Genomic DNA, 15,823 nt, shown 5'->3' on the forward strand with positions numbered 1-15,823 from the left:
AATCTTCTTTTAAGGGAGTATCTTCCAAATGGATGGTATAGATCGAAAAATTCTTGCTGAACTTCAGGCCGACGGGCGACTGTCGATAACTGAGCTTGCCGAACGAGTGAATTTAAGCCTCTCCCCTTGCCATCGACGGCTGCGCGCGCTGGAACAAGAAGGGGTGATTACTGGCTATCGGGTGAATCTTGATCCCGCCAAAATGGGTTTCAATTTTTTGGCGATTGTCTTCGCGACGTTAAAAGAGGGCGATAAGAAAGCGGTGAGCGCTTTCGAAGAGGCGGTGGAAGAGATCCCGCAAATCGTGCTGGCTCAGCGCCTGTTCGGCGACCCGGATTATCTGATGCACGTGGTCACACGCGATCTCCCGGCGTTCCAGAAACTTTATGATGACAAGCTTTCGGCGATGCCCGGCGTGCAGCACTTACGCTCGACGCTGGTGATGAAGACGGTCGTGCAGGATCGCCCGTTTCCGCTGGGTAATGGTTAATCAGGCCGGTAGCCCATATAGATGCTGTAGTCCCGCTAAGCGCAGCGCGAGCCGGGAGAAAAGCGGAAGCTGTGTTGGCAGGGCTTTCCCGGGGGCGGCGCTCGACGCGCCTTGCCCGGGCTACGGGTCCGCAGATGGCTGTGAACCTGTAGCCCGGCTAAGCGCAGCGCGAGCCGGGAGAAAAGCGGAAGCTGCGTTGGTATGGCTTTCCCGGGGGCGGCGCTCGACGCGCCTTGCCCGGGCTACGGGTACGCGCGCTCTGCGGTTTTGTAGCCCGGACAGATGCGCAGCATCGCCTCCGGGAAAATAACGGCGACAGGTTCTATCAACTCTTTTCCAGCAGGCGCATAAAGACCGCCAGCGCCTCATCCAGGTGCTGGCGCTGCGCAGTTGAGAGCCCGGCCAGCAGCTGATGCTCATTCTCCACGTGGCTTTCCACCGCTTTATCGATCAACGTTCTCCCTTCGGGCGTAAGCGCGACCAGCAGGCTGCGCGCATCCTCCGGGTTTGGCTGGCGGCTGATAAAACCCCGTTTTTCCAGCACCTTAAGGCGGTGCGTCATGGTGCCGGAAGTGATCATCAACGTTGAAAACAGTTGCGTTGGCGACAGTACAAACGGCTCGCCTGCCCGCCGCAGGGTCGCGAGCATATCAAACTCCCAACGCACCAGGTCGTGACGAATAAAGGCCGCTTCAATACGCGGCTCCAGCAGCATCGCGCAGCGTTTCAGCCGGCCGATTGGCCCCATTGGGCTGCAATCGAGATCGGGGCGTTCCCGTTGCCACTGTTCAAGAATGCGATCCACGGCGTCGGTCTGTGGTGATTTGTCCATTAATGCCCACCTGTCTTGATATCAAGATAATTATCGATACATACTTACACCACAATTTACCTTGATGTGAAGATAAAATCATGGCCTTTGTTTCGCGTAATCTCGTTGTTGATTTGCTGCTGACCGCGCTGGCCCCCGCCATCTGGGGCAGCACTTATATTGTGACCTCGCAGTTTCTACCGCCGGACAGGCCGTTTATCGCCGCGCTGCTGCGGGTTCTGCCTGCCGGGATCGCTCTGCTTCTCTGGAGCCGCCGCTTTCCGCTGCGCAGCGAATGGTGGAAGCTGAGCATCACCGGGATCCTCAACATCGGTGCGTTCCAGGCCTTGCTATTTATAGCTGCTTATCGTTTACCCGGTGGACTGGCGGCGGTAATTGGCGCTATTCAGCCGCTACTGGTGATGCTATTGGCCTGGTGCGTCGATCGCCAACGATCGCCCTGGGTGGCGGTGTTGTCGGCCTGCGCTGGGATCGTGGGGATGGCGATGTTGCTGCTATCACCGCAAACGGCGCTCGATCCGCTGGGGATCGCGGCTGCGTTCCTCGGAGCGATCAGTATGGCGCTGGGGACCTGGCTGTCGCGGCGCTGGGCGATCTCTTTACCCGTCATTGCGCTGACCGGCTGGCAGCTGCTGATCGGCGGCATTGTTCTGGCACCGATTGCGTTGCTGGTCGATCCGCCGCTGCATCAGGTGACGCTGACTCAGGCGGCGGGCTATTTGTGGCTGTGTCTTGCCGGGGCAATGCTGGCATATGGCCTGTGGTTTCGCGGAATCGGTCGTCTTTCTCCGGTGGCGGTATCGGCGATGAGTTTGCTGAGTCCGGTAACGGCGGTGATATTGGGCTGGATTTTCCTCGGACAGAAAATAGAGGGAATGGCGCTGGTGGGGTTGGTGATTGTGTTGTTAAGCGTGTTGTCGATTCAACGGGCGTTATCGAGTAAGAGAACGGTTGTTGGTCGGTAACCTCTCCGGAGGCAGCACGTCGCGCCTTGCCCGGGCTACCGTCCTGCAGACGGCTGGGCACTCGTAGCCCGGTCAGCGCAGCACCACCGGGAGTTTTTCCAGATCGACAAAAACAAAAAAGCCCCATCAGGGGCTCGACATTGCTATGTGCTTATTATGTGGCGGGAGCCAGACTTAGCCGCCTTCAGGCGACCTGTCCGGCAGCTCCCTCTGCAACCATTTGGTTATTTAGACAGCTCAGCGGTCATATGAACCTGGTTACCAGTATAAGCTTCGGTAATGTGGTAGGACGCGCCCTGGTCTTTAGCGATGGTCGCGATTTTAGCTTCTGCGTTATCCAGCGTATCTGAAGTCACGCTAACCGGCTGAGCGAAGCTAGCGAAAGAGACCAGAGACAGCATACCGGCAGCGGCAAGTAATTTTACGTTTTTCATGGTGTTTATCCTTTTAACTTTTATGGTGGAAAGCGTTGTTGCTTTCGATGGATGTATAATAAGCCTGCTAACTATAACGCGCGTTGCAAAAAGTGCGATTTAGATCACACTTTCATGACCATAAGATGACAGCGTAATGCGTCATGTGTTTTTTATTTTCAATAAAAACAATGTGATAAATAATTTTTATGCGGTTTTTTCAGTGAGTGAAAATTTGCGTTAACGGCGAGGGTTTTCTCGATTTAGGTTATTGATTATTGTTTTTGTGAATATATTGGCCGTTTTTTACGCGCGACAGGGAGCCATACTTCGCCCGTCGACGAAGCATTAACCTCTGGTGCAAGCTACAGTGGCGTTCACACTGATCAAGCGAGGATGACACCATGATCGCAGTACTCTTTGAAGCCGAAGTCACGCTTGCAAAGCAGGAACGCTACTTAGCGCTGGCGGCTGAACTGAAGCCTCTGCTTTGCACCATCGACGGCTTCATCGCTATTGAACGTTTTCAAAGCCTGACGACGACGGGGAAAATTCTGTCGCTCTCCTGGTGGCGGGATGAAGAAGCGGTGCTGGCCTGGAAACGTAACCTTTGCCATCAGGCGGCGCAGAAAGAGGGGCGGGAGAGTATCTTCTCAGGCTATCAGATTCGGGTGGCTCAGGTACTGCGCGAGTACCGCTCAGAGAATCCCGATCTTCTATAATAAAGTTGTGGTTTACCGTTGGGGAAACCAGATGAGGCGATATGTTAAAACCGGTTGAGATAATTGAAGACGATGAGTCGCTCGCTATTGCCATGGCGGCACTGGCCTCGGCGATGGCGGATGCTTCGCGGCTGAAAATGCTCTGTGCCTTAATGGATGGTCGGGCGTGGACGGCGACAGAACTCTCCAGCGTTGCTGACATTTCCCCCTCAACAGCCAGCGCCCATCTTAGCCGCCTGGTCAGTAGCCGCTTGTTGGTATGCCTTGCTCAGGGTCGCCACCGCTACTATCGCCTCGCCGGGAGCGATGTCGCCGGACTGCTGGAGAATATGATGACTATGGCTGGCAAGCAGGCCGTGATGTTGTCCACCCGCACGCCGGTCAGTTTACGTGTCGCACGCACTTGTTACGATCATCTGGCCGGGGAGGTGGCGGTATCGCTGTATGATTTTCTCCTGCGCGAAGGTTGGATAACGCCTGATGGAACCGCCTTGACGTCCATTGGGGAAGCGCACTTTGCACGCCTGGGGATTGTGGTGACGTTGGGATCGCGGCGCAAAGCATGCTGCGGCTGCCTGGACTGGAGCGAAAGGCGCTTTCACCTCGGCGGTGCGGCTGGGGCGGCGCTGCTACTGCATGGTCAGCAAAAAGGATGGTTTACCACCACGGCAGGATTTCGCGAAGTGACGATAACACCAGAAGGATGGCGTGCCTTGCACCTGCATTTTCAACTGGTGGAAAGACCGTAGCGGCAGATTTATTCAGATTGTTCTCTATCTAGATAAATAGCCTTTTATGACAAGATAAATAGCTATTTTGTTAATTCCACATCGCTTTCTCCCCTTCAATGTAAATAACAATGACTTTGTTTTTTACTATCAATTCTCGTTCATTAATAGTTGCAATCTATCTGTTACATTGATTAACACCTCATGAACAAATGTATATTTATCAGCGAAAAATAGCATTCTTTGACGCCGACAGCATCGACGAATTCTTTTATAGAATCCGTTCCTGACGCCTTAAATATTGCGGCTTCCGGTCAGTCGAAGTTTCTATTAACAGTTGCACAAGTGAGCATCGCATATCGCTTCTGACTTTTGTGCGAATTAACTGTTTGCTCATTGATACTTAATTCACTCTGACAAGGAAATGGCAATGAAAAAGGTTCTTCTCTCTGCTGCAATGGCGACTGCGTTTTTTGGTATGGCTGCGGCAAATGCTGCTGATACCAATGTAGGCGGCGGTCAGGTTAATTTCTTCGGTAAAGTTACCGACGTCTCTTGTACTGTTTCCGTAAACGGCCAGGGCAGCAATGCTAACGTTTATCTGGCTCCGGTGACTTTAACGGAAGTTAAAGCGGCTGCCGCAGATACCTACCTGAAACCTAAATCGTTCACTATCGATGTTTCTGACTGCCAGGCTGCTGATAAAACTGCACTGGATGACGTGAGCAAACTGGGTGTGAACTGGACCGGCGGTAACCTGCTGGCTGGCGCAACCGCCAAACAACAGGGCTACCTGGCGAACACCGAAGCGGCTGGCGCGCAGGATATCCAGCTGGTTCTGTCTACCGACAACGCCATCGCGCTGACCAACAAAATCATCCCGGGCAGCGGTGATCAGCAACCGAAAGCTGTTGGTGATACTGCTGTCGTAGCGGATGGCGCACGTTTCACTTACTACGTTGGTTACGCCACCAGTACTCCGGATACCGTCACTACCGGCGTGGTTAACAGCTATGCGACTTACGAAATTACCTACCAGTAATATCGACTGAAAAATAAGACCGCCTCGCGCCGGGGCGGTATATACCCGTCATACTTCAAATTGCATATGCGTTGGCTACTTTCGCTCACCCCAGTCACTTACTGGAGTAAGCTCCCGGGGATTCACTCTCTTGCCGCCTTTCTGCAATTCGAATTACTTAGGGTATACAACAAATTATAAAGCGGCCACTGCTGCCGCTTATTTTTTATTCTGAGGTCAGCATGAAGCGTATTGCCCTTTTTTTCTGTTTCATTTTTAGTTTTGCGGCCCATGCCAATAATATTATTGTTAACGGCACCCGCTTTATTTATCCAGGAAATGAAAAAGAAATAACGGTGCAGCTCTCCAACACCGCCGACCGTCCGGCGCTGGCGCAAGCCTGGCTGGATAACGGTAATGCCGACGCGACGCCGGATACTATTACGACGCCATTTATTATCACCCCACCTATTTCCCGCGTTGACGCGAAAAGCGGCCAGACCCTGCGTATTAAGCTCGGCAGCAACGCGGGACTCGCGAAAGATAAAGAAACGCTGTGGTGGCTGAACCTTCTGGAAATACCGCCGGTCGAGGCGAGCCAGAAAAATGAAGGGCAAAATATTCTGCAACTGGCGATTCGTTCGCGCTTTAAATTTATTTATCGTCCCAACGGATTAGGCAACCGCGACGCGGCAGCAGAGAAATTAGTTCTTTCCGCAAATGGCAACAATTTATCCGTCAGTAATCCGACGCCTTTTTATGTCACCGTAAGCCGTATTTCCCGCGACGGCGGCAAAGCGCTAAACAGCAAAACGGTGATGTTTGCCCCGCAGTCTAGCCAGACCATCGCTCTCTCTTCCGCGGTGAACAGAGGCGAGACCCTGACCGTTAACAACATTAATGACTATGGCGCAGATGTCGCAGTGAAAGTTGCCGTCAAATAAGGGAAACGATCATGAAGCAGAGGTCAATCTGCCCGGGAAGATTAAGCACGGCCATTGCGGTTGCGCTGTGCTGCTTTCCGCCATTTTCCAGCGGAGAGGAAAACCCGGGAACTGTCTATCAGTTTAACGATGGTTTTATCGTCGGCAGCCGCGAAAAGGTCGATCTGTCGCGCTTCTCGACCAGCGCCATCTCCGAGGGCGTCTATTCACTGGACGTGTACACCAACGGCGAGTGGAAAGGTCGCTACGACCTGAAAGTCGCCGTGGGTAAAGACGGCAAAATGGGCGTCTGTTACACCAAAGCGATGCTGATGCAATACGGTATCTCGCCGGAGAAGTTCAACCCGCAACTGAGCGAAAAAGAGGGCTTCTGCGGCCGTCTGCAAGAGTGGCGTAACGAAGAAAACGTCAAGGATAGCCTGATTCAGTCCTCCCTGAGATTGGATATTTCCGTACCACAAATTTACGAAGATCAGCGCCTTAAAAACTTTGTCAGCCCGGAGTTCTGGGATAAAGGCGTTGCGGCGCTGAATTTAGGCTGGATGGCCAACGCCTGGAACAGCCACAGCTCATCGGCAAACAGCTCGGATAACAACAGCGCGTATCTTGGCGTCAACGCGGGTTTTTCCTGGGATGGGTGGCTGCTTAAGCACATTGGTAATCTGAACTGGCAGCAGCAGCAGGGGAAAGCACACTGGAACAGCAACCAGACCTACCTGCAAAGGCCGATTCCACAGATTAACTCGATTGTCAGCGGCGGGCAGATTTTTACCAACGGCGAGTTCTTCGACACCATCGGCCTGCGTGGGGTAAACCTGGCGACCGATGACAATATGTTCCCGGACGGCATGCGTTCCTACGCGCCAGAAATCCGCGGTGTGGCGCAAAGTAACGCCCTGGTCACGGTACGTCAGGGCAGCAATATTATCTATCAGACCACCGTGCCGCCGGGGCCGTTTACCCTGCAGGATGTTTATCCCTCTGGTTACGGTAGCGACCTGGAAGTTTCGGTTAAAGAGGCCGATGGTTCGGTTGAGGTGTTTAGCGTGCCTTATGCGTCGGTGGCGCAATTGCTGCGCCCCGGGATGACCCGCTATGCGCTCTCCGCCGGTAAGGTCGATGATAGTTCGCTGCGCAATAAACCGATGCTCTACCAGGGAACCTGGCAGCACGGTTTAAATAACCTGTTTACCGGCTATACCGGCGTGACCGGCTTTGATGACTATCAGGCGTTCCTGCTGGGTACCGGCATGAACACCGGCATCGGCGCGCTGTCGTTCGATGTTACCCATTCGCGGCTGAAGAGTGACACCCTCGACGAGCAGGGGCAAAGCTATCGCGCCACCTTTAACCGCATGTTTACCGAGACTCAAACCAGCATCGTGCTGGCGGCATATCGCTACTCCACCAAAGGCTATTACAACCTGAACGACGCGCTGTATGCGGTCGATCAGGAAAAGAACCGTAACAGCAACTACACCGTGTGGCGGCAGAAAAACGGTATGACCTTCACGGTTAACCAGAATCTGCCGGACGGCTGGGGCGGTTTTTATCTGAGCGGCCGGGTGGCGGATTACTGGAACCGTTCCGGAACCGAGAAGCAGTACCAGTTTAGTTACAACAACATGTACGGTCGTCTCTCGTGGTCGGTCAGCGCGCAGCGCGTCTATACCCCAGATAGCTCTGGCCATCGTCGCGACGATCGGGTTTCGCTCAACTTTAGCTATCCGTTATGGTTTGGTGAGAATCGCACCGCCAACCTGACGTCAAATACTTCGTTTAATAATTCGCGCTTCGCCAGCTCGCAGATTGGCGTCAACGGTTCGCTGGATAGCGAAAACAACCTCAACTACGGCGTGTCGACAACCACGGCGACCGGCGGTCAGCACGATGTGGCGCTGAACGGCAGCTATCGTACCCCGTGGACCACGTTGAATGGCAGCTATAGCCAGGGCGAGGGTTATCGCCAGAGTGGTCTGGGCGCTAGCGGGACGCTGATTGCTCACCAGCATGGCGTGGTGTTCTCACCGGAAAGCGGCACCACCATGGCGCTGATCGAAGCGAAGGATGCCGCTGGCGCGATGTTGCCGGGTTCGCCGGGGACCCGCATTGACAGCAACGGCTACGCCATTCTGCCGTATCTGCGGCCTTACCGGATTAACTCCGTTGAAATTGACCCGAAAGGCAGCAACGACGATGTCGCCTTTGACCGTACCGTGGCGCAGGTGGTGCCGTGGGAAGGCAGCGTGGTCAAGGTCTCTTTCGATACCACGGTGCAAAACAACATTACGTTGCAGGTGCGTCAGGCGAATGGTCAGCCTCTACCGTTCGGCGCCACGATATTTGACGCTACCGGGAAGGAAATCGGCGTGGTAGGACAGGGCAGCATGATGTTTATCAGCGACGCCAGCGCACCGAAGGCCACGGTTAAGTGGAGCGGTGGACAATGTTCGGTGGATTTGAGTCAGGAAAAAACAAAGGAAACGCTATGTCGCTAAGTAAAAAACTGACGCTTTTTATTGGCTTAATGGCGCTGGGGACGACGTCGGCATGGGCATCCTGTTCGCGCCTTTCGCAGCCGACGGTGAGCCTGGATATGGTCGTCGGGCGAGTCGTTGTTCCACCGGATTTACCGGTGGGGTCAGTTATCGTTTCCCGCGACTGGACGATGTCGGCGCCGGGCGGGGCAAGCTATAGCTGTACCACCGGTAATAACCGCTTTGTGGCAAAAATCGTTGCGACCGGGGCGACCGATCTGGGGAATAAAATCTATTCCACTAACGTGCCGGGCATTGGCCTGCGTTTTAGCCGCGGCGGCGCGACGGTGAATATTATCTACCCTGATGTCTTCTCCAACTACGCCAGCAGGACTACTAGTTATTCACTGGAAGGCTCTCGCTTTACCCTTGAAGTGATTAAAACCGCCGCCGTCACCGGCAGCGGTACTCTGGCAGCGGGTAAATATACCTCTTACGACTGGGAGAGCGGCAACAACCCAATCCTGGAAACGCGCCTCAGCGCCAACGCCATCACCGTGGTTTCGCCCTCGTGTACTATTCTGAGCGGCAAAAACATGAACGTTGATGTCGGCACCATCAAGCGCAGCGATCTCAACGGTGTTGGTACTACCGCCGGGGGCAAAGATTTTAATATTGAGCTGCAGTGCAGCGGTGGCTTAAGCGAGTCGGGATACGCCAATATCCAGACTTCGTTCTCCGGCTCCCTGGCGACCGGCACGAGCTTAACCCGTGGGGCGCTGCTGAATGAAAAAGCCGGTACATCGCTTGCGAAAGGGATTGGGATTCAGGTCCTGAAGGATGGCGCGCCGCTGGAATTCAATAAGAAATACAGTACCGGGTCGCTGCGTACGCAGGAGACACGCTATATCACCCTGCCTCTCCATGCGCGGTTCTATCAATATGCGCCGACCACCAGTACCGGTGAGGTGGAGTCGCACATGATCTTTAACCTGACGTACGATTAATTCGGGAGGCGGGAATGAGTGATTCAGCACAGTATAAAAATAGCAAAAGACTCATCCAACTGACTCTGATGGGCGGGGCGCTTGTGGCCTCTTCGGCGTGGGGATTTGAGACGAATTATGAACAAGGGCGGGTAGATTTTGCCGGTCGGGTGACCGATATCTCCTGTAGCGTGGCGCTCAACGGCGGCAACAATGCGGGCAGCGGTAGCGTCTGGCTGGCGCCGGTAAGCCTGGCGGAAGTGCACGATCGCGGCGCGGGGGCATTTATGAAGCCGCAGCCCTTCACCCTGGAGTTATCGAACTGCCAGTTACGCCATGATGGCGGCGCGGCGGATGAAAATGAAATCCGCATGGTGAACGTGCGCTGGATTGACGGATTTATGGTCAATTCCGTCAGCAATGAAAATGCCGGTTATCTGGCTAATACGCGGGCGGATGGGGCCAGTCATATTTTTCTGGCGCTGGCGACCAACGATAATAATACGCTGGATAAGAGCAATAAAATTATCCCGGCCGATCCACAGCAAAACCGGGTGCCGCTGGTGGAGAAAGCAGTCAATGGCGGCGTGTTTACGTATTACATCGGCTACGTGACGCCTGCACCAGAAAAAGCGACCAGTGGTTTGCTAACCAGTTGGGCGACCTGGGAGCTGGTTTATAATTAATTCGGCAAGTAAAAGTCGGACTGGTTTTCTCCCTCTCCCTGTGGGAGAGGGCCGGGGTGAGGGAAATACGTCTCTGCATTTTTTATAGCGTAATATCTTCTTTAACCAGTTGCTCAATGCTGACCTCTTTCCAGTAATGCCCCTGAATAGCAAACCATTCCATCCCTTGTAACCACTTTTTATGAGCCTCAGTTTCGACACCTTCAATAATGACATTATGGTGATTACGCGAAAGAAAGGTCACCAACGCATCCATTAAAGGCCGGCCAGAATCTTTTTGCATTAAATGCCAGAAAAAGTTTTTATCAATTTTGACATAATCAAAATGATAACCGCGGATAGCGTTAATGCCGGCATAGCCAGAGCCGAAGTCATCAAGCCACAGCGAGGTGCTTTGTGGATCGCTCCAGGAGGCGAGAGCATTATTCAACAGTTTGTTGGAGTTTTCCGTGACTTCGAAATGAACGCAGCCGAGTTGTTCGACGATTTCTTTAATCTCAGGTCTTAGTAAAACGTTGAGAATATGATCATCGACATTAATCGTGGCTGAAATACCATTTTTGAGAAACCATTGCTTATGTTTTTCGATTAGTGCCAGTTGCTCCATAAATATGCTTTCTCGTAATCCCGAATTGGCATAGCGAAAGAAATTTTCAGGAGAAATAGGTATATGATCAAAACGGCTCAGACACTCAACGGCGACAAGTACGCCTTGTGGGGAGAACATTTTCTGAAAGACATAACGAACTGCTATATCGCTACGTGATAAATTATGGTCGGAAAACAGAGTTGCGTTCATTATCTCTCGTTAGAAATCAGGTCAGAGGTAAAGAGAGGATCAGATTATTATAGGTGACCTTTCTACCGATGGGAATGATTATTAAAGGCTGATTGCCAATGAATTATCGGGTTTTGATTGGTCACCTGCATATTTTGTTCTCAACAATGATACATGTTGACTATTCTGGCATGCATTATCCGTGAGCTATTCATTCCGAGTTTTTTCATAATGTGAACCTTATGGCTATGTACCGTTTTATGGTCAATATTGAGAAGTACGGCGATTCTTTTATTGTTGTTGCAGGCAATAATTAACTCCAGAACCTGAAGCTCTCTGGCTGTCAGCTTTCGCTGAGTGCATAAACCCTGGCTGTCGCTGGCAGTTAAAGGACGATTGATGATGGCTGAGAAATCCGATAAGGAGGATTTTTCCGTCAAAATCAATAAGTTTTCCAGGTCAATAAGCTCACGACATAAGCTGGCGAGTTCATTTTTTACAATCAGAACCCGCATTGCGCAGTGTGCGAGGTGCACGCGTAGCGTGTTGAGTAATGCGACCGTCGTGGCCACAGAGATATCCTTATGGATGAGGTTAACAATAACAGTACCCGCCAGAGGGAGATGGGCACCCGTAACAATATCCTGGAGGCTTAGGGGGGTGACATATTTCTCATTATCAACCAGGTAATCCTGGATTGATCGCCCGATAATATTGTCATCGGTGTAAAGTAATATACTTTCCAATGTCTTTAGACTCTCTTTTTTCTCTTGGCTTCCATAATCAAGTCGAGCAGCACTTTCTCTATTCTCTTCTTGTTATCAAGATGGCGAAATGTAAATTGGCAAGAAATCTGGTAGTAGCTTTCCCGCTCCTCGTTATCATCTAAAGTCACCATAACGACATTCTTTATAACCAAATCTACGGTAATCTCACCATATTCGGCGAGTGCCAGAATGGCGTTCTTGAGAACGGCATTGTGGCTGAGGAATTTGAGATTGGGGTTTTTAGTCATTAATGCGCAACCGCCGTCTGAAATGTCTTTGATCTCGAAAAGATAGTTTTCGCCATTCTTATGTCGGCCATGGCAGAAAAACTCATGTTCGTGGCGAAGACGGAACCGGGGATCGCGGCGGCGTTGCACCACCTGGATACATTCGGGTAAGGTAAATGCGACCTTATTGCATTTTCCCTCGCTATACGCATAATTTTTCTTTAACACCGCGCTGAATTCGATTTTTCCTGAATCACTATGCAAAATAAATTTAACTTTATGCCCTGGAGGGATTTTGCTGGTGGTTGAGATATGGAATTCGGCAAAATCCACGCGCGTTAGCTGAGTAATAGTGCTTTTGTTATTAACAAATACTTCTATCTCTGCTTGCTTTCGGAGTTCTTCCCTGAAAATAGCAATAATTTCATACTTACTGGTCTTTATCGTTCCCTCTATCATGTGAAATCCTTGTGAAAGTTATTGTGTCTGGTTGATTTTTTTATATGGCAATACAAACATTCTGATTGTGTTAACCAGGTGTTTTTATGAGCATTTGATGTTATTAGCTATCTTTATCGCTAAATTGATTTGTATAAACTTTGAATGGGATATTGTTTTTCCTGTAATCAAGAGTTCGAAAAATTTGATGAGACAAAAACGACAGAAGCCTCCAATAAGGAGGCTTGTCAAAAAGTATGAAACTATGCTGTGTATACCCGTCATACTTCAAGTTGCTTATGTGTTGGCTACGCTCGTTCACCCCAGTCACATAGTTATCTATGCTCCTGGGGACTCACTTCCTTGCCGCCTTTAAGCAACTCGAATTATTTAGGGTATATAGGGTTATCCGTCGAGAATAACGCTAATTTGTAGGATGTATAGTGCCTGTGGCTTTAAGGTAATTCCAGGCAAATATTAAGGAGCAGGCTTCGGCAAATTTTCATTTGCCGAAGTATGCAAATCAGGATTGCGGTTGGAGGTTATCCAGAGTGGCCAGGGCATCGGCCGGCAGGATTAATTCAGCGGCGGCAAGGTTTTCCCGCAGATGTTGTAACGAAGAGGTACCGGGGATGAGCAGGATATTCGGTGAGCGTTGTAGCAGCCAGGCCAGAGCGACCTGCATTGGCGTGGCGTCCAGAGCGGCGGCGACGTCATTAAGCTCTTGCGCCTGCAGCGGCGTGAAACCGCCGAGCGGGAAGAACGGCACCCAGGCGATATTCTGCGCTGCAAGCGCATCGATAAGCGGGTCATCCTGACGATTCGCGACATTATATTGGTTCTGCACGCAGACGATGGGCGTGAGTTTTTGTGCATCCGCCACCTGTTTGGCGGTGACGTTACTTAGCCCGATATGGCGAATTAACCCGCGCTCTTTAAGCTCCAGCAGCGTGGTTAATGGCCCTTCCAGCGAACCTTCAACCGGGCCATGAGCGCTGAGCATACTGCGCAGATTCACCACCTCCAGAACGTCAAGGCCCAGATTGCGCAGGTTATCTTCCACCGCCTGGGTCAGTTCTGCGGGGGACATCGCAGGCAACCAATTGCCTTTTTCATCACGGCGAGCGCTGACTTTGGTGACGATGCATAGCTTGTCAGAATAGGGATGCAGCGCTTTGCGAATCAGTTGATTAGTGACATGCGGGCCGTAAAAATCGGAGGTATCGATGTGATTAACCCCCGAGGCGACGGCTTCTTGCAGCACGCGGATAGCCGTCTCAGGATCTTTTGGCGGACCAAAGACGCCCGGTCCTGCAAGCTGCATTGCCCCGTATCCCAGGCGATAAACCTGACGATCGCCTAAGGTGCCGGTTCCGGATAATTTTACGCTGGACATAGAAACTCCCCCTGATGGTGTGCAGGCCCTAAGTGTATGCCCGCCAGGAGGATTGGGGAGATAAGAATATTGGCAGAAAGTGCGGCGAAAGAGAGCCTTCGCCGCACGGGGGATCAACTGAAGAACATCACCGAAACGCACAGCAAACCGATGACCAGGGTAATAAAGTTACCCACTGAGCGGTAAGGCTTTAGTGCTGGAATAAGGTAGGTCGACAGGGTCGGCATGATAAACAGAATCATCGCAATGAGCGGACCGCTGATGGCATAAATCATCGAGATAGCGTTGGGATTGATAAAGCAGACGACAAAGGTCAGCGTCGAAACCAGCAGGATCGACATCGCCCGATTAAACGCGCGGCTTTTACGAATGCCAATCTGGCCGAGCGACGTCTTGACGATTTCACTGGCCCCTTCAATCACCCCAAAATAAGTGCCGAGGAACGACTTCGACATTGCCACTACCGCCACGATAATCCCGGTGACCGCCAGCCATGCCGGGGAGCCTGGCATCATTGACAACGCGGAGAGAATGGTCACCCCTTCGTTACGAGCGGTTTCAATGTAGGTTGTCGGTATCGACAGCAGGCAGCTAAAAACGAAAAACAGTACGCTGGCGCAGATGAGGGTGTAGGCCACCTTCATGATTTTTTTGCATTTACCCATGGCCTGCTCGCCATATTTCTCCTGCTGGTCGATAGCAAAAGTCGAAATAATTGGCGTATGGCTAAAAGCGAAAACCATCACGGGAATGGAGATCCAGATTTGGTGGAACGTGTGCGAGGTCAGTTGCATTTGACTGGTCAGATACTCCGGCTGCCAGCTGCCAATCAGATAGATGGAGAGGAACAGGAAGCAGGCGATCAGCGGGAACACTAAAAAACCCATCACTTTGATAGTGATATGGCGGCCCATCAAAAAGATCAGATTGAGCACCAGCACCACGCTCAGGCTGAGCAGCGCCCGCATGCCTGGCGTAATGGGCACATGCCTGGCTAACTGTTCGGCCAGCGAGTTAGTGATGGCGACGGCATAGATCAGGATGACCACGAAAAAGGCGAGGAAATAGAGCCCGGTAATCAGGTTACCGATCTTTTTTCCGTAATAGTGATTAACGGCCCCGGTAATGCCAGCGCCTGGCGCGATTTTGGCGGAGAGAATGAACTGGCTCAGTGCTTTATGCGGCCAGTAAGTTAGCGGCCAGGCGACCAGTGCGGTGATGAACAGAACGATAGCGCCAGCGGATCCCAGTTGGATCGGCAAGAATAACGTGCCAGCGCCTACAGCAGTGCCATATAAGGCAAAACTCCAAAGAGTTTCTTCTTTAGACCAAATTTTAGACATTATGCGACTTTATCAACCAGAAAACGAACAAAAAGGAGTGCAATTTATCACATTTATGATTCGTCTGCGGCGATAGTTTCTGGTGGATAAATGAAGCGGCGGATCGTCGGTTAACGTACCGGCGATCCGCCAAAAGGTTAGCTACGGGCGATAATGCGTTGCTGGCGATGCTTGAAGACGCGCTCGCGCAGCGTATCCCAGGCCCAGTTAAACGCCATGGTGTAGGGCAGGAAGAACAGCATAAAGCCGATTTCCAGCATAAACGCCTGCAACAGCGAGACGCCGAGCACCAGCGCCACCAGGGTTACGCCGATGGAGATAAAACCCACCTCAAAGCCGATGGCGTGCAGCGCGCGGACGTGCAGGTTACGCACCACGCGCGACACCGGCCACAGGCGGTCGAAAATGGCGTTATAGATGATGTTCCAGATCATCGCGACGGTCGCCAGCAGAATACTCAGTCCGCCCATTTCAACGACCGAACGCTGCATCAGCCATGCGGCAGTAGGGGCGAGAATCAGGGTCGCGAGACCTTCAAAGCTGATCGCGTGGATGACGCGTTCCGTCAGCGTTTTACGCTGTACGTTATGTTGTTGCATGGCTTGTTACC

General features: G+C 51.9%; 17 protein-coding genes. 9 read left to right on the forward strand and 8 right to left on the reverse strand.

The features are described from left to right. Positions 1 to 28: 28 nt before the first annotated feature. Entirely contained in the window at positions 29 to 490 is a 462-nt protein-coding gene (locus HV213_RS05705) for an Lrp/AsnC family transcriptional regulator (protein ID WP_110276398.1), read from the forward strand. 325 nt (positions 491 to 815) lie between these two features. On the opposite strand, the gene HV213_RS05710 is transcribed toward HV213_RS05705, so the two are convergent. Further along, positions 816 to 1,322: a MarR family winged helix-turn-helix transcriptional regulator gene (locus HV213_RS05710; RefSeq protein ID WP_181484979.1), complete on the reverse strand. Its 507-nt coding sequence runs from the start codon at positions 1,320 to 1,322 to the stop codon at positions 816 to 818. An 80-nt stretch (positions 1,323 to 1,402) separates the two neighbouring features. Between HV213_RS05710 and HV213_RS05715 the strand changes: the two genes are divergently transcribed. Beyond that, positions 1,403 to 2,287 carry an EamA family transporter gene (locus HV213_RS05715; protein WP_181484980.1) on the forward strand — a complete coding sequence of 295 codons (885 nt, stop codon included), beginning with the start codon at positions 1,403 to 1,405 and terminating at the stop codon, positions 2,285 to 2,287. A 224-nt stretch (positions 2,288 to 2,511) separates the two neighbouring features. On the opposite strand, the gene HV213_RS05720 is transcribed toward HV213_RS05715, so the two are convergent. Then, entirely contained in the window at positions 2,512 to 2,721 is a 210-nt protein-coding gene (locus HV213_RS05720; protein WP_181484981.1) for a YdgH/BhsA/McbA-like domain containing protein, read from the reverse strand. A 383-nt stretch (positions 2,722 to 3,104) separates the two neighbouring features. On the opposite strand from HV213_RS05720, the gene HV213_RS05725 reads away from it, so the two are divergent. From HV213_RS05725 to HV213_RS05755, 7 genes are all read left to right on the forward strand, one after another. Continuing rightward, positions 3,105 to 3,422, forward strand: a complete 318-nt coding sequence (locus tag HV213_RS05725; protein ID WP_181484982.1) for an antibiotic biosynthesis monooxygenase family protein — start codon at positions 3,105 to 3,107, stop codon at positions 3,420 to 3,422. 41 nt (positions 3,423 to 3,463) lie between these two features. Further along, positions 3,464 to 4,171, forward strand: coding sequence for an ArsR/SmtB family transcription factor (locus HV213_RS05730; protein ID WP_181484983.1), 708 nt, complete (start codon positions 3,464 to 3,466; stop codon positions 4,169 to 4,171). Positions 4,172 to 4,580: 409 nt separating this feature from the next. Next, positions 4,581 to 5,192: a fimbrial protein gene (locus HV213_RS05735; RefSeq protein WP_181484984.1), complete on the forward strand. Its 612-nt coding sequence runs from the start codon at positions 4,581 to 4,583 to the stop codon at positions 5,190 to 5,192. A gap of 221 nt (positions 5,193 to 5,413) precedes the next feature. Then, complete coding sequence (locus HV213_RS05740) at positions 5,414 to 6,115, forward strand: fimbrial biogenesis chaperone (protein ID WP_112217404.1); 702 nt, start codon at positions 5,414 to 5,416, stop codon at positions 6,113 to 6,115. Between the two features lie 11 nt (positions 6,116 to 6,126). Continuing rightward, entirely contained in the window at positions 6,127 to 8,613 is a 2,487-nt protein-coding gene (locus tag HV213_RS05745) for a fimbria/pilus outer membrane usher protein (RefSeq protein ID WP_181484985.1), read from the forward strand. Further along, positions 8,604 to 9,599 (forward strand): fimbrial protein, encoded by a 996-nt coding sequence (locus HV213_RS05750; RefSeq protein WP_181484986.1) that lies wholly within the window; start codon positions 8,604 to 8,606, stop codon positions 9,597 to 9,599. Before HV213_RS05745 ends, HV213_RS05750 begins: the two co-directional genes overlap by 10 nt. A gap of 14 nt (positions 9,600 to 9,613) precedes the next feature. Then, positions 9,614 to 10,264 carry a fimbrial protein gene (locus HV213_RS05755; RefSeq protein ID WP_181484987.1) on the forward strand — a complete coding sequence of 217 codons (651 nt, stop codon included), beginning with the start codon at positions 9,614 to 9,616 and terminating at the stop codon, positions 10,262 to 10,264. Positions 10,265 to 10,346: 82 nt separating this feature from the next. On the opposite strand, the gene mrkJ is transcribed toward HV213_RS05755, so the two are convergent. From mrkJ to HV213_RS05785, 6 genes are all read right to left on the reverse strand, one after another. Continuing rightward, positions 10,347 to 11,063, reverse strand: a complete 717-nt coding sequence (gene mrkJ / locus HV213_RS05760) for a cyclic-di-GMP phosphodiesterase MrkJ (protein ID WP_181484988.1) — start codon at positions 11,061 to 11,063, stop codon at positions 10,347 to 10,349. A 140-nt stretch (positions 11,064 to 11,203) separates the two neighbouring features. Further along, positions 11,204 to 11,788 (reverse strand): helix-turn-helix transcriptional regulator, encoded by a 585-nt coding sequence (locus tag HV213_RS05765; RefSeq protein WP_181484989.1) that lies wholly within the window; start codon positions 11,786 to 11,788, stop codon positions 11,204 to 11,206. Between the two features lie 5 nt (positions 11,789 to 11,793). Beyond that, positions 11,794 to 12,495, reverse strand: a complete 702-nt coding sequence (locus HV213_RS05770; RefSeq protein WP_181484990.1) for a flagellar brake protein — start codon at positions 12,493 to 12,495, stop codon at positions 11,794 to 11,796. Positions 12,496 to 12,997: 502 nt separating this feature from the next. Next, the gene (locus HV213_RS05775; RefSeq protein WP_181484991.1) at positions 12,998 to 13,870 is read right to left on the reverse strand and encodes an aldo/keto reductase family oxidoreductase; all 873 of its coding nucleotides are present in this window, start codon (positions 13,868 to 13,870) and stop codon (positions 12,998 to 13,000) included. A gap of 113 nt (positions 13,871 to 13,983) precedes the next feature. Next, positions 13,984 to 15,213 carry an amino acid permease gene (locus HV213_RS05780; RefSeq protein ID WP_181484992.1) on the reverse strand — a complete coding sequence of 410 codons (1,230 nt, stop codon included), beginning with the start codon at positions 15,211 to 15,213 and terminating at the stop codon, positions 13,984 to 13,986. Between the two features lie 137 nt (positions 15,214 to 15,350). Then, the gene (locus HV213_RS05785) at positions 15,351 to 15,812 is read right to left on the reverse strand and encodes a multidrug/biocide efflux PACE transporter (RefSeq protein WP_181484993.1); all 462 of its coding nucleotides are present in this window, start codon (positions 15,810 to 15,812) and stop codon (positions 15,351 to 15,353) included. Positions 15,813 to 15,823: the final 11 nt, after the last annotated feature.

The sequence above is a fragment of the Klebsiella sp. RHBSTW-00484 genome (genome assembly GCF_013705725.1).
Lineage (GTDB): Bacteria > Pseudomonadota > Gammaproteobacteria > Enterobacterales > Enterobacteriaceae > Klebsiella.